The sequence below is a fragment of the Synechococcus sp. Cruz CV12-2-Slac-r genome (assembly GCF_024346075.1).
Classification (GTDB): Bacteria; Cyanobacteriota; Cyanobacteriia; order PCC-6307; family Cyanobiaceae; genus Synechococcus_D.
In genome coordinates this window covers 1-18,429 of the sequence record NZ_JAGQEK010000017.1, presented here as the reverse complement: position 1 = coordinate 18,429, position 18,429 = coordinate 1, and the positions used below count along the sequence as shown (strand labels likewise).

Sequence of the window (18,429 nt, the reverse complement as noted above, 5' to 3'; positions counted from 1 at the left end):
TTAGTTGGTGTTTCCCGCTATCTCTATTCAAAAGATGGCGTTAAGTTCCTGCAGGATCAAACCCGCAGCTACTTCCCTTACTGGGCACAAAAAGCAACAGCAGTTCAAGCTTTGCGTTCTGCAATCATCCTCGCTTCTGTAGACGGCAAACTGTCTTCTGCTGCGATTATGAAGAACTTGCCTGTTGATTTCCGTTTGGCTGATACCTGCACCACATTTGATGGCAAGCAGAATATCTGTGCAAAAGGCAAGTGTAAGGGCGAAGCTCAGTGCAGCTCACTGCTTTCTTGGTATGTGTTCTTGCCTGCTTGTATTCAAGCCAATCAAGTGATCGATAAAGTAACTGCCCGTTCCGCTGGAGCCAGCGCCGCCCCTGCTGCCGTTCGTGGCCTTTGGTAATTAGTTGATCTTTTGATCAGTTAATTTACGTTTTTATAAACCCCGCCTCAGGGCGGGGTTTTTTTGTGCTGTTAAACGCTGATGTATCAGGGGTTGAATCAGTTTGACACCCAGCTGATGCTGGTAGCAATTTTCAAGTTCAGTTAATAATTCACCTGCGAAGTTGTTAAGCCACCAGCAACGGTATTTACTTTCGGGGTTAAACCACTGCTCCAGTAATTGGGGGCTAATAATAAATTCAACCTGTTCCAGCCATTTATCTACAGAAGCCACCCAGCCAGAACTTTTCAATTGGTTCTCAAGCGGTTGCTTAAAAGCTTCATTATTAAGCCATTCTTTTTCTAATTGACACATCTCAATTTGCAGGCTGTTTATCCAGCCCAAAGACCCCTTAGGCAATAGATTCAATGGCCCTAATTCCCTGTGGCTATTTAGAAAAGTAAGGCGACCATCTTCAGTTAGTAGTAAATCTAACTGATTAAGCCATTTCTCTCTTTCGTTGGGAGATGCGCCCTTGAGTAGATTGCGTCCAATAATAAGTTCAAACTTCTCACCTTCTTGTAGTTGCAGATGAAGTTGGTCGAGGCAATGGGGCTCAGTTTGATAAATAATAGGCTTTTGTAGCTGATCAAGCACCTGTAATTGGGCCTCAAGTTTGGTAGCAGTTTCGCGATCCTCCACCTGCAAACTCACACCACCTTCCGGGGCAAGTTTCATTGCAGGTAGCGCCCAGAACAAAGATTGACAATTTAAAACCAATACTCTGTGATGGCGCTCTAGGGGGATTCCCTGCCAAAAACGTTGCTGCAAAAGCTGTAAGCGTTCTCCTGCTTGCACCATTTGTCGCTTTAACCAGCGTTCAAGGCTTGGGGTGCTAGGGCTACTGCTAACAATTTCACCTTGCTCAATCCCCCATTCAGCGGCTGCTGATAATTGGGCAGCTCGTTGCCATTGCAATTGTTGGCTGCGTTCCGCCTCCCAGCCGCTTTTACCTGGTTGCCAAAATATTTGCCCTTGAAGTGTCTCCGGTAAATATTGCTGAGCTACCCAATGTTCTGAATATGCATGGGGATAGCGGTAGCCCTTTCCATCTCCAAAAGCCGCCCCATCTCGATGGGAATCGCGTAGATGGCTGGGAATTAACTGAGCTTTTTCTTCTTTTAGGCTGCGAACCGCATCAAAAAATCCAAGAATGCTGTTACTTTTATTTGTATTTGTTAAATACAATGTGGCCTGTACTAATGGATAGATACCCTCTGGTAATCCGATCCGATCAAATGCTGCTGCGCATGCTTCCACAACTACTATTCCCTGGGGATCGGCAAGGCCAATATCTTCACCCGCAGCAATCAATAAGCGGCGAAATATAAAACGCGGATCTTCTCCAGCTTCTATCATTCTTGCCAGCCAAAATAAAGCAGCATCAGGATCGCTTCCACGTATGGATTTAATAAAGGCGCTGATAGTATCAAAATGAGCATCTCCTTGTTTGTCATATAGAACCGCCTGTTGCTGAATGGATTGCTCTGCCACCTCTAAATTAATTTCAATTAAGCCTTGGCTATCTGGCTGGCTGCTTTCTACTGCCAACTCCAATGCATTTAGCAAAGTTCGGGCATCGCCCCCTGCTACAGCTATCAGATGGCTGCGAGCTTCTTCACTTATTAATATATTGCGATTGCCAAATCCCATTTCTTGATCGCTAAGAGCGCGGCAGATTACCTGATCTAAATGTTTACTAGTTAAAGGTTGTAATCGAAATAATCTCGATCTACTTACTAAGGCTTTATTTACTTCAAAGAAAGGATTTTCAGTGGTGGCACCAATAAGAGTTACGGTGCCATTTTCCACCCAGGGCAGCAGGGCATCCTGTTGGGATTTATTAAATCTATGCACTTCATCAATAAACAGCAAGGTGCGTAAACCGTGGCGGCCTAATTTTTCTTGCGCTTGTTCAATTGCATCCTTAAGTTCACGAATTCCAGCTAATACTGCATTGAGGCTGCAGAAGTAGGAACGGGTACTGTTTGCAATTATCCGCGCCAGGCTTGTTTTACCTGTGCCTGGGGGGCCATGAAAAATGATGCTCCCTAGGCAGTCTGCTTCGATCGCTCGCCGCAATAAACGGCCTGCACCAAGGATTTCGTCTTGGCCGATGAAGTCTTTTAAGCAAAGCGGCCGCATCCGCTCAGCTAATGGGGCTTGCCTTTGCAGAAGCTGTTCCCGCTGGTGGCTGAACAAATCCATGCAAATACTTTGCCGTTCTTAGTGAAGAGATGGCAGGCTTAGACCATCTGATTTAGTTTTGTGCGTTTTTTGCTTGCGGCGCTATTGCTGTTGGGGTTGCCCCTCACTGGATGCAGCCCCAAGGAGCCCCGCAAAAAGCCTTTACCAGTATCCACACTGCAGGTTCAACCAGCCACTTTTCAAGACCTTGGTGATTACACCAGCACCCTTGAAGCTGTAGATGAGGTGAAGATGGCGGCGGTTAGCAGTGGAAGGGTGCAGGCGCGTTTAGTGCGGGCTGGCGATCAAGTGAATGCAGGCCAAGAGTTATTGCGTTTGCGGGTTAGGGAGCGTTCAGCAGATGTGCAACAAGCCCAAGCTGCTGTAGCCCGTAGTAAGGCTGGTGTGGCAGAAGTGAGGGCAAAGCTTGAAAAAGACAAATCAAATTTTCAGCGCTACAACTATTTGAAAGGCCAAGGGGCAAGTAGTGCCCAGGAGCTAGATGGTTATCGATCTCAATACCTTGCCCAGCAGGCCAGCCTCAAGGCATCAATAGATGGAGTGGCTGCAGCTAATGCGGAATTAGAGGTGGCGCGATCGCGCTTATCAGACAAACTCGTAACAGCCCCTATCGCAGGCCAAGTTGGCGACATCCTGGTGAAGGTTGGTGATGTTGTTAAGGAGGGTGATCCATTCACAAGCATTATTCGCAACGACCGCTTATTAACCCGTATTGAAATTCCATCTAATTTAAGCTCCCGCACGAAGATTGGCCTGCCTGTGTGGTTGAGGGATACCAGCGGAACAAAAGTTTTAGCCAAGGGCCGGATTAGTTTCGTAAGCCCAGTTGTGAATACTGTTAGTCAGGGATTGCTTGCAAAAGCTGAATTTATCAATCCTCAAGGTAGATTGCGCAGTGGAGAGCGGGTGCGTACCCAGGTTGAATTCGGCTCACAACAACAATTAGCGGTACCTTTTTCAGCTGTTATACAAACAGCGGGTCAAAGTTTTGTTTATGTGTTGGGCAGCGCAAAGCAATTGCCGATTTATCTTAGGAATAAACTTGAAATTCCAGCAGAAGCATCGGTTGCGATAAAGCTGCCGGTGCGCTTGGGAGCTTTGCAAAATAATTGTTATCCAGTGTTGGCAGGAATAAAGCTTGGCGACAGATTGATCGCAAGCAATATTCTGAATTTACGTAATGGCACTGCAGTAAAAGCGCGCTCGAGTCGTCAAGGAATAGCATTGTGTAGATCCGCGCGTTGACATTAAATTAGCACTCAGTTATGATAATAAAATCTGATGTATCCACTTCGCCATTTCATTGCATGAGACTTGCAAATAGTTATTTGGGCCTGGCCCTTTTAATCGGGATTGTTGGCTGTGGAGTGCCTAAACCCGTTGCGCAGCCGGCGCCAAAATTTAAATTTCTATTTCCAGCTAGCAGTATCTTTAATGATCAAGCAACCTACCAAAGCACATTGGAATCTATTAGCAATGTTCCTCTTGCTGCAGAGATAAGCGGCAGAATTGTTGCGATGCCGATGCGAGAAGGTCAAAGAGTTCAAAAGGGAACTCCACTTTTTACCCTTGATCAAATTCAGCAAAGGGCTGCAGTTGATTCTTCTCTGGCCGAAGCTAGAAAGGATTTGGTTAATGCAGAGCGTTATATCTTTCTAAATAACCAGGGAGCAGTATCTACTAAAGATCGCGATTACTATGTAACCGCCGCTATTCAAAGCGCCGATCAAGCAAGATCTGAGAAAGCCACTCTTGGCTATAAGAATGTTGTTTCTCCCATTGCTGGAATGGTTGGTAATATCAATCACAAGCTTGGTTCAGTTGTGAATGCTGGCGAATCAATAGTAAATATTGTTGATAATAGCCGCCTATGGTTGAGGCTTGATATTCCAGGTGAGCTTACCTATCGATTGAAGTTAGGCATGCCTGTTCAACTGCAGATCCCCAATAATTCCAATTTAAAAGCTAATGGAGCTTTAACTTTTATCGCACCTGCATTGGATAAGCAGACACAAACTCTTTTGGTGAAAGCTACATTTAATAACCCCAGCGGCCAGCTTCGAAATAATCAAAGAGTTAGCGCAAAGTTGCTATTTAATTCTGTTAAAAGCTTATCTATTCCTGAGGCTTCAGTATTTCTTCAAGCAGGTCAAACATTTGTTTTTATAGCTGTTCCGCCTGAGCAAGCTAAGCGAATGCTGGGCCGGCCGTTAAGCAAGGAGGCGGTAGCCGGATCCTTGGTGGCTTTGCAAGTTCCAGTTGAACTTGGCACTTTAGAAAATGGTGTCTTTCCAGTAAAAAAAGGGCTAACTAAATCTGATCGCTTGGTATTAGGTAATCTTGCTCAAATAACTAGTGGCAATGTGGTGGCATCAAAATGAGCCTATCTGATACCTTTATTCGCCGCCCGGTTCTCAGCACAGTTTGCAGCATATTAATTTTGATAGCTGGCCTTATTTGCTTGCCGTTGTTGCCAATTGAAAATCTACCTAATATTGCACCGCCTACTATTCAAGTTACTGCTAATCTTCCCGGCGCCGATGCAACTACTGTTGAAAGTGCGGTTACTGGTCCCTTGGAGGAGCAGATTAATGGCGCTCCTGGTATGGACTATATTACTTCAAATAGCACAGGTGAAGGTGTTAGTCAGATAAATATTTATTTCAAGCCAGAAACAAATCCTGATATCGATCAAGTTAATGTATTGAACCGTGTTCAAACTGCTAGCGCTCAGTTGCCCGAGCAGGTAAATGCCCAAGGCGTTACGGTTCAACAAACTGCAAGTAGTTATTTAATGGTTTATAATCTAACTTCAACTGAGGGCCAATTTGATCGTAATTATTTAAATGGTCTCTATCAATTAAACCTGGCTTATCCCCTTGCTAGAGCCGAGGGTGTCGGACAGGTTAATGTTTTCGGAAGCAGTAATCCAGCTTACAGGCTGTGGGTTGATCCACTAAAACTAGCTCGCTTTAATCTAACGGTTTTAGATGTTACTAATGCATTAAAATCTCAAAATCAAATCGTTATTGGTGGATTTATTGGTGGCCCCCCTTCAACAGCTTCCAACCGATCCACATTTCCTATCCTGGTTGAAGGCAATTTAAAAACCGTTGAAGATTTTGAAAACTTGATTCTGAGTACTGGTCCGAGCGGCTCTGATACAGCTAAGGGGCCAGATGGCAGCTTGATAAGGCTTCGTGATGTTGGTAGAGCTGAATATGCATTCCAAAATTTCTTTCAATCTGCCGAAAATGTTTTAACAGGTAATCCTTGTATTGGATTTGGTGTGATTCAGTTGCCGGGCACCAACGCAATATCAACGGCTAAGGCTGTTAACCAAGTGCTAGCTGGTTTCAGTTCAACTTTACCTCCTGGTGTTGTATTGGAGAAGGTATTTGATCAAACCGATTTTATTAATGCGTCTATATATGGCGCACTAGACGCCCTTCGTGATGCAATTGTATTAGTTCTTTTGATTATCTTTCTTTTCCTGCAAGACTGGAAGGCAACGATGGTGCCAGCTTTGGCACTGCCAATTGCATTGTTAGGTGCGTTGGTTTTTGTAAAAGCATTTGGTTTCTCAATTAATGAACTTACTCTTTTAGGTATTATTCTTGCCACAGGCTTGGTAGTTGATGATGCAATTGTTGTTGTAGAGGCGGTTTCAGCTAAAATTGAAGCTGGAGATAAGCCTTTTGCTGCAGCTTCTAATGCAATGAAGGAATTGACTGGAGCTATTATGGCCACAGCTTTAGTATTAATGGCTGTATTCGTTCCAGTTACCTTTTTCCCAGGCGCAACCGGTGTTATCTATCGCCAATTTGCCCTCACAATTGTGTTCGCAATTATCGTTAGTACCTTCAACGCAATAACAGGCAAACCGTTGCAATCGGCGCTTTTATTGGGTGGTGGTAAGACGAATCCAAGCGGTTGGCACTGGATTGTAATTGCAGGTTTGTTTGGGGCTGGCTATGGCTATCTATTTGGAGGCTGGATTTGGAGTTTCGGATTTGGTTTGTTTGGGGCAGTTGTTGGTGGGTTTCTCCAACCTATTTTTAAAACATTTAATCGTTTCTTTGAGGGTTTACAAAGGGGGTATAGCTCACTTCTCAGTAAGGCGATTCGTCTGCGTAAAGTATTAATTGCATTTTTGCTCGGCGGAATTGTCTTAACTGGGTTTGCTTTTGTTGCTATTCCCACAGGATTTGTGCCCACTGAGGATCAAGGTTATGGCTTAGGTATTATTCAGTTGCCGCCTCAGGCATCTATTGAGGCCACGATGGAAATAGCAGCTAGCGTAAGAAAAGTTGTGTCGAGTGAACCGGATGTTATCAGTGGTGAAGTTGTGGGTGGTGCTGGTTTTAATGGCGGTTCTTTAAACCAAGGCTTGTTCTTTTTTGGTTTGAAGCCAATCGAAGAGCGCACTAGTGCTGATCAATCAGCAGGGGCAATCATCCGCCGTATGAATAAGAAATTTCGTGAAATTCCTGGAGCACTTGTTTTAGCCCAACCCCCCGCGGCTGTTCCAGGATTTAGCGCTCAAGGTGGTGTTTCTTTTCAATTTAACGACTTAAGTAACGGTGGTTACTCTTTTACCGATCTTAGTAAATTATCTGGGCAACTTATTCGCCGTTCTTTAGCAACAGGCGATTATTTTAATCTTTATACTCAATTTATTAGTAATGCTCCGGCTTGGAGGTTGGAGCCTGATCGAGATCGTATGGCTTCAATGAACGTGGATTTTGGCTCTGCCATGCAGGTTTTGGGAGCCCTTAATGGCGGTATGTTTGTTAATCAAACCTATGAAGATGGTCAATATCGACAGGTTTATGTGCAGGCTGAAGGGAGTAAACGTGCAGTTGTTCAGGATCTAAATAATCTTTATGTTCCCAATTCAGCTGGCGAACAGGTGCCGCTTAGTAACTTATTTAAGATTAAGCTTGACAGCTCTCCACCAATAATAAGCCATTACAATCTATATCGTTCTGTTCTAATCCAAGGAGTTGAGGCAATCGGTAAGAGTAGTGGCCAAGCTATAGATACATTATCCAACAATTTTAGGCAACTTAATTTTAGTAATATTGGTTCTGCTTGGTCTTCCTTAAGTAGATCAGAGGTTGCGGCTGGTTCTCTTGCAGCTCTTGTTTTTGCCCTTGGCATTGTTGTTGTATTTCTTGTTTTATCTGCTCAATATGGAAGTTATCTAGACCCACTTGTAATTTTAATGACCGTACCTTTGGCTATGTTGGGAGCATTAATATTTCTTGTAATGATGGGACAAGTTAATAACGTATACGCGCAGGTTGGTTTGGTTACCTTAATTGGTTTAGCTGCAAAGAATGGCATCTTAATTGTTGATCTTGCTAACCAACGGATGCAATCTGGTTTGGATGCCATCGAGGCTGTTCAAGGGGCTGCGGAATCAAGATTAAGACCAATTTTAATGACAGCTTCCGCAGCTCTTTCAGGTTTCTTCCCCTTGGTAGTTGCTTCTGGTGCCGGCGCCTTGAGCCAGCGTTCCGTTGGTTCTGTGATCTTTGGGGGCTTATTGGTTGCAACAGTGATGAGTTTATTTGTCGTGCCTGCGTTTTATGTATTTATTAAAAATCTAGAATCCCGCTGGTTTCCTGCTGCAACATAATGCCTCTACCTCCTCCCCTTGGTTACAAGTTCCCGCAGCAATCAAAGATTGACAAACGCCGTGTGTTGTTGTCTTGTTTGATATTTACTTTTTTAGCGGCAGTTCTTTTTATTTTGTTTCAACGAGCAAATCGTGTGCCTGGTTCATTAGAACAACCGATAGCAATTCACTCTTTTCTGCTTGTAGTTTTAGGTGCTGGAGCTTGCGGTTTTTGGGGTGAATCTATGCGCCAGCTCTCATTGATCGCAAGATCAAAGGATTCTATCGAATAACTTATTTTGTTTCATGATTAATTTAAGATCACTTTAAGATTACTTATGTAATTACTGTTGGTTTATCCATTCCGGTGCCAAGGCGTATTCCAGCCAGGCTGTCGGCTGCATTAATCATTGCTCCGAGGGCAACTTGAGGATCTTCTTGTAAATTCCCAGCCTGGGAAACATAGCGTTCTACGTAGAGTCGTAATGTCGCGCCCTGGGTGCCAGTGCCTGAAAGCCGCAAGATTACTCTGCTCCCATCTTCTATTAACAACCTCAATCCCTGCTGTTCAGTGAGTGATCCATCAACAGGATCTGTGTAACTAAAATCGTCGGCTAAAGCGATTTTGCTGTTAGCAAATTGCTCGCCTTTAAGATTGGTTAGGCGGCTTTTTAGGTTGTTGTATAGGCTGTGGGCGCGATCGCTATCCACGCCCTCATAATCGTGGCGCGAATAGTAGTGACGGCCATAATGATTCCAATGCTCATTCATTATTTCTTTTACTGTACACTTGCGCTTTGCTAATATTGTTAACCAGAATAATACCGCCCACAGCCCATCTTTTTCGCGGATATGATTACTTCCAGTGCCAAAGCTCTCTTCTCCGCATATTGTTATTTCAGCTGAATCAAGTAGATTGCCAAAGAATTTCCAACCTGTTGGGGTTTCAAAGCATTTAATCCCTAGTTGTTTTGCCACCAGATCAACTGCTGCACTGGTTGGCATGGAGCGGGCGACTCCCGCCAATCCATTTGCATACCCTTTTGCTAAAGATGCATTGGCCGTTATTACTGCCAAACTATCACTTGGATTAACAAAACAACGCTGCCCGAGGATCATGTTGCGATCTCCATCACCATCGCAAGCTGCACCAAATCGATAGTTATCCCCCTCTAAAAGCAAGCTGGCCAGTTTATTAGCGTAGGTGAGATTTGGATCTGGATGTCCGCCACCAAAATCCTCAAGTGGAATGCCATTACGCACAGATCCAGCGGGCGCCCCCAGGCGCTGTTCAAGTAATTGCACTGCATAGGGTCCTGTAACTGCATGCATTGCATCAAATGCAAGCGGCCAATCTGATTTAAGTAGATCGCCTAATAAATCAAAGTCAAATAAATTCTCCATTAATTTAAGGTAGTCTGTAACTCCGTCTATAACTTCAACATCAAGTTCTTCGAATTTGTATACTCCAATCTTATCTAGTGCGATCTCTGGCAATTTTTTAAAGCTGTAGCTGTTTAAGTTTTTGCTGCATTCGAAAATTTCGTTGGTTAGCGATTCAGGCGCTGGCCCCCCATTGGCCCCGTTTAGCTTTACCCCAAAATCCCCATCAGGGCCGCCGGGATTGTGGCTAGCACTCAGGATGATGCCGCCGATTGCTTTTTTTTCTCTTATTAAATGAGAAGCTGCTGGTGTGCTGAGAATTCCGTCTGTTGTGAGTATTAATTTGGCAAGGCCATGGCTGGCTGCAATTCCAGCGATCACCTGTATTGCTTTCCTGTTGCCATAACGTCCGTCGCCCCCCACCACGAGGGTGCCCCCTTGAACCCCTGGCAGCACCTGCAGAATCGCTTCAATAAAGCTTTCGAGGTAGTGGGTTTGGCCGAAATGTTTTGTGCTTTTACGAAGGCCTGAGGTGCCCGGTTTTTGGTCTTGAAATGGCTGGCTGAGCTGGATCCTTTGAATTGTGGAATTGGAGGATGTGGTCACCGTGGCTCATCAGCTCATCACAATCTAGAGCTAGGTGCTTTAAGGCTTGGCTATTGTGTAGGAAATAGTTGCTGATTCAAAATGCTTCACAAAAGAAAGTTACGGGTTAAAGCCGCATTTATTGTGCTCGCTCTACAGGCTTTATCGATGTTGTTGGTTCCTTTGCGTGCAGATGCCGAGTTGCCTTATCCGCAGGCGATTCTGAAAGCTAAAGAGGCAGCAGATGCTGTATTGGGTCGCACTGGCACTGAAGGCTGTTTGCAAGGCAAATTAATGAATGCGATGGTTGCACTTTCTTATAGTTGCGATGCGGCAGGTAAGAAAAATAATGTTTGCAATCTTGCAGACAATTTTATTATGGCTGGTGTGCCTCCTTTAGCTCAGATGGATGATGTATCTCAGCAATTCCTTAAACTCAGCGCTTTTTAACCCCTGGTGGTAATTCGCTTGGGGATTCGGTTTTATTTGTTTCTCTTTTAATGCAAAGAGCTAATAAATCCGTTGCTTTGTTTAATAGAAATTCTTTCCGATCAAAATCATTCGTGGCTGCCACTTTTGCTTTTGACGCTATTGTGAAAGCAGTATCTTTGCAAAGTGCCGTTGCAAACGGACGATCCAATAATTTATCTGCCAATTTTCTTGCAGCTAGGCAACCAGCTTCTTGGTTGCGTTGGGCACATTCCACAACTGCGTCGAAGGTGGGTTTTAGATCTGTTTTGCTGAGGGGTGCCCGCTCCTCCTCTAATTGTTTTGGGGTTTGGCGTTGTTGAGCTGTTGAAGGAGTTGCGCTTAATCCAACCAGGGCTAATCCAATTAGTAGGAGCGATCTCATTTCGATGGTTTGGAGTTTGTAATTGAGCTAACTCTGCCACAGAAGCGGATGGAATTTTCTATTTTTCTCTCTAGTTTTGTCGAAACTCCAAGAATTGCTCCCCCCCAGAGGCGCTCCATTTCGCGAGTGAAATGTCTTGCTAATTCAGCTGAGTGAAGAATCACCAATGTTTCATCGTTGCTGTAGGCGGCGCTGGGGCTCCAATTGAAGGAGCCGCTAATTACTATTTTTTCATCAATAATTGCTACTTTATGATGAAGTTTGTCTCCAGTGGCAAGCTTAGGGATACCAACAGTATTAGTTGGCTTCTGCCAGGGTTTATTGTTCAGCTCAGTTTTGCAGTTTTTACCTGCTAAACTTATACCCATAATATCTAGTAATTCTGAATAGCTTCGACTGGCAAAACCAGGATCAACCAATGCGCGCAATTTAACTCCAGCCTTCACTCGCTCCTCTAAAATTCCGGTTAGTTCTTGTGCTGAAAATACAAATAGTGCAAGATCAATCTTTTGCTTTGCGCTCGCAAGTGTTTCCCGGATTAGATTTATTCCATTCTCTGGATTATTGCGTTTATGCGGTGCAAATAATATCTGCACCCTTGTATCTCCCACCATTGCTTCCTCAAGTGTTGCTGCCTGCTTGTTTAGGCCAAATTGATTGCTCCATAATTTTTCAAATTCTTTTTTAAATATTTGGGCAATGGTTGGATTATTTATGCGTATCAGATGGTTTGCATTGCCTCTTGTTTTTGGCGCTGCTGCGTCTCCATGGATATCTGAATTACTAAAATTTGAAGATCCAAAAATCACTTGCTTTTGATCAATCACTATAAATTTATGATGCATAAGCCCACTTCCTTTGCTGCCATCAGCGGTGTCGTCTTTTATGGGCACGCTTGCAGTTTCTAGTAATGCAATGGCATCGCCGTTATAGCGTTCGGATGCTGTGAGCTGGCCATCATTGTTTGAATCCGCTAGAGCAGCGAGTTGCAGCAGTCTTTGTTGTTGATGGGGCGGCAGGCCGGCGGCGTGTATTTTGCTCCATGCTTTGCGGTATTGATCTTCAACCACCACCTTTACCTTTACCCCTGCTTTGTGTTTTGCAGCAAGTGCAACTGCCACCCTAGGCAAGGATAATTCTTGCACCGCTAAGAGAATTTCGTACTCTGCTCCATTTATGCTTTCAATAATTAAGGCTTCAAGATTTTCTCCTGGGCGTTGTTTGCCATTGATAGGGCTGCGATAATCCTTTGCGCTTAGCTGATTAAAACGCAGTTCTATATCTTTAGGCAGTGCTAATTGCTCAGTTTGATTTGGCTGATAGCTTGCTGTTGCACTGCAACCTGTACAAACTAGTCCAATAAAAATACTTCTTACTATTTTTTCGGTACTTTTGCTAGTTGTTTGAATAAAGCCCAAAGCATACATTACATCTAAGGACAGTGTTCCACGTTTATGAATAATGTTGCTTTATTGAATTTTTATGATTTAGCTGTGCTCTGGCATCTGCGCAAAGCGCAGCATTAATGCAAACCATAGGCAAATGAGTAATAAAATTAAACCAACACCTGCTCCAATTCCAGCTTGTTTCATTACCAATGCAACTGCAATTGGCAGGCCGAGGGAACCGGCTACGGGCACCACCAACACTAAAAAGCGTTTTGCTCCCACTAACTAAAACCACTCAGACTTTGCTTGTTCCGGGGTATTGCTGTTGTCTTCAGGGGTGGTGCGTTCAAATTCAAGGGTGATGTTGCGGGTTTGTTCTCCATCTACTGCAACAGCTTTTATTGGATAATTTTGCTGCCCATCACGGAAAGGTACTTGCACTCTAAAGGTGCCATCTGCTGATAGGGGCACGATTTCTTCGCCAATGGTAAGGGTGGCCGCTGGGTCTGTAGCTCCATAAACAATCAACTCAGCATCTGCAACAAGCCAAAAAGAGCGTTGCCGCGATGCCACTCCGCCAATTCCGCTCTCATTTCTGCCGCTGGCCCAACGGCCAATGCCGGAATCGTTCAAACCATGGTTTGAAGCTTTGCTGTCGTCTGTTTCATGGAAGGCTTCTGAGCCCCTGCCAAGGCGGCGCCAGCGTACGGTTGCATTCTGGTACAAGCGTTCGTGCAGGCTGCTGTCACCAGACTCCGCTGGTGCAGGCAGGGTTGTTGGAGCAGCATCCAGGGAAAAGGGTACGAATTGATCAAGGATTTGTTCGCTTGGATGTAAGGCTGGCACCCTGGCAACAGCCGAAAAAGCTAATGAAAACCAGCCTCCATCGGTTTTGCGGTATCCCAGTTCAACGCGGTAATCGCGATCGCTGAGCGGTACAGGTAGATACCACTCGGTTGCGTTGCCGTCTACAACCACCTCTTGAAGGGTGTGGGGATGGCTGGCACCAGTTTGAAGGCCCGTTACGTCTGAAACCCGCAAACATAGTTGGCGTGCCCCGGCGGCAGTGGCGGCGTTACGGCTTTCGCCAGAGATATCCCAAAACACATAAGCCCACTGTGGATCTCTTGGTAGAAACACCACCCTTGTTTCAGCTAGTGGTAGGGGAGTATCGCCAAAGCTTGTTTCCATCTCAGCCAATGAAATGGCTGTTTCAAGGCGGGTGCGTCCGGTGCTGAATTCCTGCTGTTGGCTGATGGCATCGAGCAGCTCCTCCTTGGTTTTACGGCTGTATAAACCAACACCTAGATCACCAGCAACCCTTCTCAATTGGCGCAATGTGAGACGGGCCAAAGACGAAAAGGTTTGGTTTCCCACGATTTAAAGGATTGCTTTGGGATCACTTTGGCTTTAGTTACCGAAATCCACAACCGGGTAGAGGGCCTGGGTCAGCAATTGCTGATTCTTAAATTATGGATAAAGGCCCTTAACCTTTGCCCTCACTAGCGGCCGATGCTGCGGTAGGGCACTTTGGCCAGGAAGTTTTCTGAGATCTCACCTGCAGCAGCAGATGTGCGTAGAGCTGGCAAGGAGCGTACCCATGGCATGTAGTCCTCTGGGTAACCGCCGCGCTTTTGACGCGCCCTGGCAGGTAATGCGCGGGCTTTGCCGGTGTAAACGACCTGAGGAAAGCCCAGGATTTTGCGGTAGTAAGCGTCGTAGCGCGGGCTTGTGATGTTGAAAGGAGTCTCACCCAGATCACGGGAGCCCACAACGCGGTTGCGTTGATATGGCACCGTATCGAATCCAAAGGCATTCAGGTATTCATCGCTGTTGATGAGGTCGTCAACCATGCCCACTACGCCTCGGGTCATGATCACTGCGGCCCAGGCGATTTCTTCGCTCTTACCGTGGGTGGTTCGGCCTAGCAACTTTTCCACAAGGTGGCGAACTACTTTGTAATTGCTATTCAGGTTGTAGAAGCTGCGGTTAAACGTGTCGGAAAGGCAAAGGGAGCGAACAAAGTCGCGAACAGTGATTTGGCCATTGCGCAGCTGGCTTTCAAGGAAACGATCGCGGTCCACCTTGAAGGCATGAAAAAAGATTTGGCGATAGGCGGCTTCGATAACGAAGCCCAGCTCCTGAAGGCCCAGGGTTCTATCAAGGGCTACGGCCTTGGGATCCTCATCTGATCCAACCCGAAATGGCTCAACTCGGGCATTTTTTGTGGTGGGCGCGTAAGACAGAAGGGGCAAGGCCACGCGTGATCAACATCTATTAAACAGATCGTATAAGTACTCCAGTCTTTAGAAGCTTTAGTGCAGCCCTGCACTCACAGACCGTAACTTTAGGAATTGTGCTGTTGGCTCCCTTACCAACCCAGAATCGAAGTGGGCATCTCAATGTTTGCTATGGATTTAGGGGTTACAGCAGCGCTGTCAAGCCTGGTTTCCATGCATAAAGACGCTGTATTCGATAAGCCCTCCACAGTGCTGCTGCGCAAGCGGATGTTGGGTCCTACAAACCAAAATCTTTCAACGCTGTTCATTGTTTCGTAACTGGTGGTTAGCCAAAGGCTGCCGCTTTCATCCAAGCGGAAGTGCCCAGCCACCGGCGCTGTTTCGGCATAACCCCGATCCCTCAGCAGCAAGCCCTGTTTGCCCTCCAGGTCTTTTGGGATTAAGGCAAACATGCTCTCCCCTTCATGTTCTTCGCCATGTTTATCCCATGCCATCGAGCCCCCCCAGCGCACATGGCAGCCGCCAACCACATGGTTTGGTTCTTGGCCGTGCAGGGTGGCCATCGCTGCCAAACGGCAATCATCGAGCGCAAGCATCGAAACCTCAATCAATGAGCCACCAGCTTCCGCACGACGATGCAGCAGGTGATGGCTGGTGCGTTGAGAGCGCCAACTCCCTGCGCTTAATTGAAAAAAGCCAAGGGCGTTGCTGATCGTTGCGGTGCTTTGTTCCATGAAAAATTTGGATTTAAAATTGCTTTATGAAAGCGGTTCAAGCCGAAACCCACAGGCATGGCCGCCCTCCAGCTTCCAGTGCACCCTTTCAACGGCGCAATCTGGAAAAGTGTGGCGCATCAGTTGCAATTCCTGGTCGCAGATCACCGGAAAAGCCTCAGCCACTCTTAAAACGGAACAGTGATATTCCTGCAACATCCAACTCCTGCCGCCGGGCTCTGCTTCGCAATCAGCCACATAACCCTCCTTGCGCCTTAGCTCCACTAACTTCTCAAGCCTGTGCCCTAGGGCACCAGCACCGATCAAAAGGCGATAGCTGTTGGCTTGCCGTTCTGCCTGGTTGTAAAGCAGGGCTTGCACCTCGTTGGAACTGAGGCTTTGGCTTAGCGATTGCAATAAGCCAAGGGCAAAATGCTCGCTGCCATCAGGGAAATGGCCTCTTCCCGCGCTAGTTAAACGCCAGCGATTACTCGGCCTCCCCCTACCAAGGGTTTGGGGGCTTGCTTCCACAAAACCCTTTTCCTCGAGGCTGCGTAGATGGCGACGCATCACTTGCACTGATATTGCTAGTTGCGCCGCCAACTCAGCTGCACTGCACTCCCCCTGGCGTAACAGCAACGTAAGTGCCGCCTCGTGTGTAGAAGCTGGAGAGCTAATGATCATTTCTCCAACCCGTCATTAAGCTCCAGCCTGCCATCAAGCCACGGCAATTGTGGAATCCAAATAAATATCTTGAACCCTTTGGATCAAATCAACACCTTCTGCTAACGAACGTTGAAACGCTTTTCGGCCCATGATTAAGCCGCATCCACCAGCGCGCTTGTTAATCACTGCGGTACGCAAGGCATCGTGGAGATCATTGCGTCCGGCGGCCCCACCGCTATTAATTAACCCGATCCGACCGGCAAAACAATTGAGAACTTGATACCTACAAAGATCAATTGGGTTCTCACTGCTGAGCTCGCTGTAAACCCGCGCATCGGTCATGCCATATGTTTCGCCGAGGGCTTTTGCTACGGCTTCGTAGCCCCCATTGTTCTCAGGAAGTTTTTGTTTAATAATATCGGCACCAATTGTTACCCCGAGATGATTAGCTTGGCCGGTGAGATCAGCTGATAGGTGATAATCAGCTTCTGGTTGTTTAAAAAGCGGATTGCGCAGATAACACCAAAGCACAGTGGCTAATCCCCTTTGATGGGCATGTTCAAATAGGGCTGCAACTTGTTGCAGTTCACGATTGCAGTCGTCACTGCCGAAATAAATTGTGGCTCCAACAGCTACAGCACCCATGTTCCAGGCTTGATCTACAGAGGCAAATAGGATCTGTTCGTGGTTATTTGGGGCCGTTAACAGTTGGTTGTGGTTGAGCTTCAACAAAAAGGGAATGCGATGGGCCCAGCGCCTAGCCACCGAACCCAATACCCCAAGGGTGGAAGCCACAGCGCTACAACCTGCCTCCACGGCTAGTTCAACAATGGCTTCACTGTCGAAGTAACTGGGGTTGGGGCTAAAGGAATGGGCGGCAGAGTGCTCAATTCCTTGATCCACAGGCAGAATCGAGAGATATCCAGTGTTTGCAAGCCTGCCTGCCCCATAAAGCTGTTGCAAGCTGCGCAATACCTGAGGTGAACGATCGGAACAAGCAAAAAGACGACTCACGCCATCGCTACTTGGCAAATGCAGCAGCTCCTTAGAAACCTTGGCTTTGCTGTGGAGCAATAGTTCTGCTTCGCTACCGAGCAATTCTTCAATCGAGCAATTGGGCAATGCAGAAGGGGATGCCATGGCGTTAATAAAAGCTTTTTCGCAAGCTATTGGGGCAAGGGCAGCAATTAGTTAAGAGAAAGGTCGCGGCAGGTCATACCCTTGCTTTACTCTGGCTTTAGGAAACCAGGGTGTTTCGTAAATTCACCACCAGTAGCTCCATGGCTCACGACACCAACACCCCAGCTGTTTCAGAGAGTCTTGAGGTGATCCGGCGTTTTGCCGAAACCTATGCCCAGCGCACAGATACTTATTTCTGCAGCGATCTTGGCGTGACTGCGGTAGTGCTTGAGGGGTTGGCCCGCCACAAAGATGATTTGGGAGGCGCTTTATGTCCCTGCCGTCACTACGAAGACAAGCAAGCTGAGGTGGAGCAAGCCTTTTGGAATTGCCCTTGTGTACCAATGCGTGAGCGTAAAGAATGCCATTGCATGCTTTTCCTTACAGAAGACAATCCCTTTAGAGGTGAAGCTCAAACCATCACAATCCAAGAAATTCAAGCCCACACCGATAGTTAGATAGTTTCTCGATGACTCCTTCCTCCTCCACTACAACTCCGCCAACTCAGGTGGGATCAGATCTTAGTGTTTTAGTTTCTCAGCCTTATCGATATGGTTTTGTTACAGATATCGAAACTGAGAAAATCGCCAAAGGTTTAGATGAAGATGTGGTGAGGTTGATATCGGCCAAGAAACAGGAACCTGAATTTTTATTAAATTTTCGCTTAAAGGCTTTCCGTACTTGGCAACGCATGAAAGAGCCTGATTGGGCAGCTCTTGGATATCCTAAAATTGATTATCAAAATATTATTTACTATGCCGCTCCAAAACAGCAGCAAAAAAAAGCTAGCCTCGATGAAGTAGATCCTAAATTATTAGAAACCTTTGAGAAACTTGGAATTCCCTTAAGCGAACAAAAGCGTCTTAGCAATGTAGCCGTTGATGCCGTGTTTGACAGTGTTTCAATTGCTACAACCTATAAAAAGAAATTAGCCGAGGACGGCGTAATTTTTTGCTCGTTTACTGAGGCTGTTGAAGAGAATCCAGAGCTTATTGAACGTTATCTTGGTTCTGTTGTTCCAATCGGTGATAACTATTTTGCCGCTTTGAATTCTGCGGTGTTTAGTGATGGTTCTTTTGTATATATTCCAAAAGGGGTTGCATGTCCTATGGACCTCTCCACCTACTTTCGAATTAATAGTGGCGATACAGGT

At 46.1% G+C, this 18,429-nt stretch carries 16 protein-coding genes and 2 pseudogenes; 8 read left to right on the top strand and 10 right to left on the bottom strand.

Going from position 1 to position 18,429, the window contains the following annotated elements; all coding sequences use genetic code 11:
* Window positions 1-399 (top strand): annotated as a pseudogene (locus KB557_RS02960) (alpha/beta hydrolase); the annotation flags it as partial.
* A 33-nt stretch (window positions 400-432) separates the two neighbouring features.
* Here the strand turns inward: KB557_RS02960 and KB557_RS02955 are convergent.
* On the bottom strand, window positions 433-2,646 hold the full coding sequence (locus KB557_RS02955; RefSeq protein ID WP_255131314.1) for an AAA family ATPase: 2,214 nt from the start codon (window positions 2,644-2,646) through the stop codon (window positions 433-435).
* 60 nt (window positions 2,647-2,706) lie between these two features.
* On the opposite strand from KB557_RS02955, the gene KB557_RS02950 reads away from it, so the two are divergent.
* The 4 genes from KB557_RS02950 to KB557_RS02935 all read left to right on the top strand — a co-directional run bounded on the left by KB557_RS02950 (window position 2,707) and on the right by KB557_RS02935 (window position 8,562).
* Complete coding sequence (locus tag KB557_RS02950) at window positions 2,707-3,891, top strand: efflux RND transporter periplasmic adaptor subunit (protein WP_255131313.1); 1,185 nt, start codon at window positions 2,707-2,709, stop codon at window positions 3,889-3,891.
* A gap of 62 nt (window positions 3,892-3,953) precedes the next feature.
* Window positions 3,954-5,027, top strand: coding sequence for an efflux RND transporter periplasmic adaptor subunit (locus KB557_RS02945; RefSeq protein WP_255131312.1), 1,074 nt, complete (start codon window positions 3,954-3,956; stop codon window positions 5,025-5,027).
* Complete coding sequence (locus KB557_RS02940) at window positions 5,024-8,290, top strand: efflux RND transporter permease subunit (RefSeq protein ID WP_255131311.1); 3,267 nt, start codon at window positions 5,024-5,026, stop codon at window positions 8,288-8,290. Before KB557_RS02945 ends, KB557_RS02940 begins: the two co-directional genes overlap by 4 nt.
* On the top strand, window positions 8,290-8,562 hold the full coding sequence (locus tag KB557_RS02935) for a hypothetical protein (RefSeq protein WP_255131310.1): 273 nt from the start codon (window positions 8,290-8,292) through the stop codon (window positions 8,560-8,562). Before KB557_RS02940 ends, KB557_RS02935 begins: the two co-directional genes overlap by 1 nt.
* 43 nt (window positions 8,563-8,605) lie before the next feature.
* Here the strand turns inward: KB557_RS02935 and KB557_RS02930 are convergent, their stop codons facing one another.
* Window positions 8,606-10,258, bottom strand: a complete 1,653-nt coding sequence (locus KB557_RS02930; RefSeq protein ID WP_255131309.1) for an alpha-D-glucose phosphate-specific phosphoglucomutase — start codon at window positions 10,256-10,258, stop codon at window positions 8,606-8,608.
* Window positions 10,259-10,339: 81 nt separating this feature from the next.
* Between KB557_RS02930 and KB557_RS02925 the strand changes: the two genes are divergently transcribed.
* Complete coding sequence (locus KB557_RS02925) at window positions 10,340-10,687, top strand: hypothetical protein (RefSeq protein ID WP_255131308.1); 348 nt, start codon at window positions 10,340-10,342, stop codon at window positions 10,685-10,687.
* On the opposite strand, the gene KB557_RS02920 is transcribed toward KB557_RS02925, so the two are convergent.
* The 8 genes from KB557_RS02920 to KB557_RS02885 all read right to left on the bottom strand — a co-directional run bounded on the left by KB557_RS02920 (window position 10,674) and on the right by KB557_RS02885 (window position 17,237).
* On the bottom strand, window positions 10,674-11,090 hold the full coding sequence (locus KB557_RS02920; protein ID WP_255131307.1) for a hypothetical protein: 417 nt from the start codon (window positions 11,088-11,090) through the stop codon (window positions 10,674-10,676). The genes KB557_RS02925 and KB557_RS02920 overlap by 14 nt on opposite strands.
* Window positions 11,087-12,508 carry a phospholipase D-like domain-containing protein gene (locus KB557_RS02915; protein ID WP_255131306.1) on the bottom strand — a complete coding sequence of 474 codons (1,422 nt, stop codon included), beginning with the start codon at window positions 12,506-12,508 and terminating at the stop codon, window positions 11,087-11,089. The genes KB557_RS02920 and KB557_RS02915 overlap by 4 nt, the downstream gene beginning before the upstream one ends.
* A 69-nt stretch (window positions 12,509-12,577) precedes the next feature.
* Window positions 12,578-12,760, bottom strand: a complete 183-nt coding sequence (locus tag KB557_RS02910; protein WP_255131305.1) for a hypothetical protein — start codon at window positions 12,758-12,760, stop codon at window positions 12,578-12,580.
* 3 nt (window positions 12,761-12,763) lie between these two features.
* Window positions 12,764-13,855, bottom strand: a complete 1,092-nt coding sequence (locus KB557_RS02905; protein WP_255131304.1) for a DUF4912 domain-containing protein — start codon at window positions 13,853-13,855, stop codon at window positions 12,764-12,766.
* A gap of 125 nt (window positions 13,856-13,980) precedes the next feature.
* A complete protein-coding gene (locus KB557_RS02900) occupies window positions 13,981-14,739 on the bottom strand; it encodes a phycobilisome rod-core linker polypeptide (protein ID WP_255131303.1) in 759 nt (252 codons plus the stop codon).
* A 110-nt stretch (window positions 14,740-14,849) separates the two neighbouring features.
* Window positions 14,850-15,452: a phycobiliprotein lyase gene (locus KB557_RS02895; protein WP_255131302.1), complete on the bottom strand. Its 603-nt coding sequence runs from the start codon at window positions 15,450-15,452 to the stop codon at window positions 14,850-14,852.
* Between the two features lie 24 nt (window positions 15,453-15,476).
* Window positions 15,477-16,115 (bottom strand): iron-sulfur cluster biosynthesis transcriptional regulator SufR, encoded by a 639-nt coding sequence (gene sufR / locus KB557_RS02890; protein WP_255131301.1) that lies wholly within the window; start codon window positions 16,113-16,115, stop codon window positions 15,477-15,479.
* Between the two features lie 33 nt (window positions 16,116-16,148).
* Window positions 16,149-17,237 carry a class I fructose-bisphosphate aldolase gene (locus tag KB557_RS02885; RefSeq protein WP_255131300.1) on the bottom strand — a complete coding sequence of 363 codons (1,089 nt, stop codon included), beginning with the start codon at window positions 17,235-17,237 and terminating at the stop codon, window positions 16,149-16,151.
* Window positions 17,238-17,377: 140 nt separating this feature from the next.
* Here KB557_RS02885 and KB557_RS02880 point away from each other — a divergent pair, with 140 nt between their 5' ends.
* Window positions 17,378-17,734 (top strand): ferredoxin-thioredoxin reductase catalytic domain-containing protein, encoded by a 357-nt coding sequence (locus tag KB557_RS02880; protein WP_255131299.1) that lies wholly within the window; start codon window positions 17,378-17,380, stop codon window positions 17,732-17,734.
* Window positions 17,735-17,745: 11 nt separating this feature from the next.
* Window positions 17,746-18,429: pseudogene (locus KB557_RS02875) on the top strand (Fe-S cluster assembly protein SufB); the annotation flags it as partial.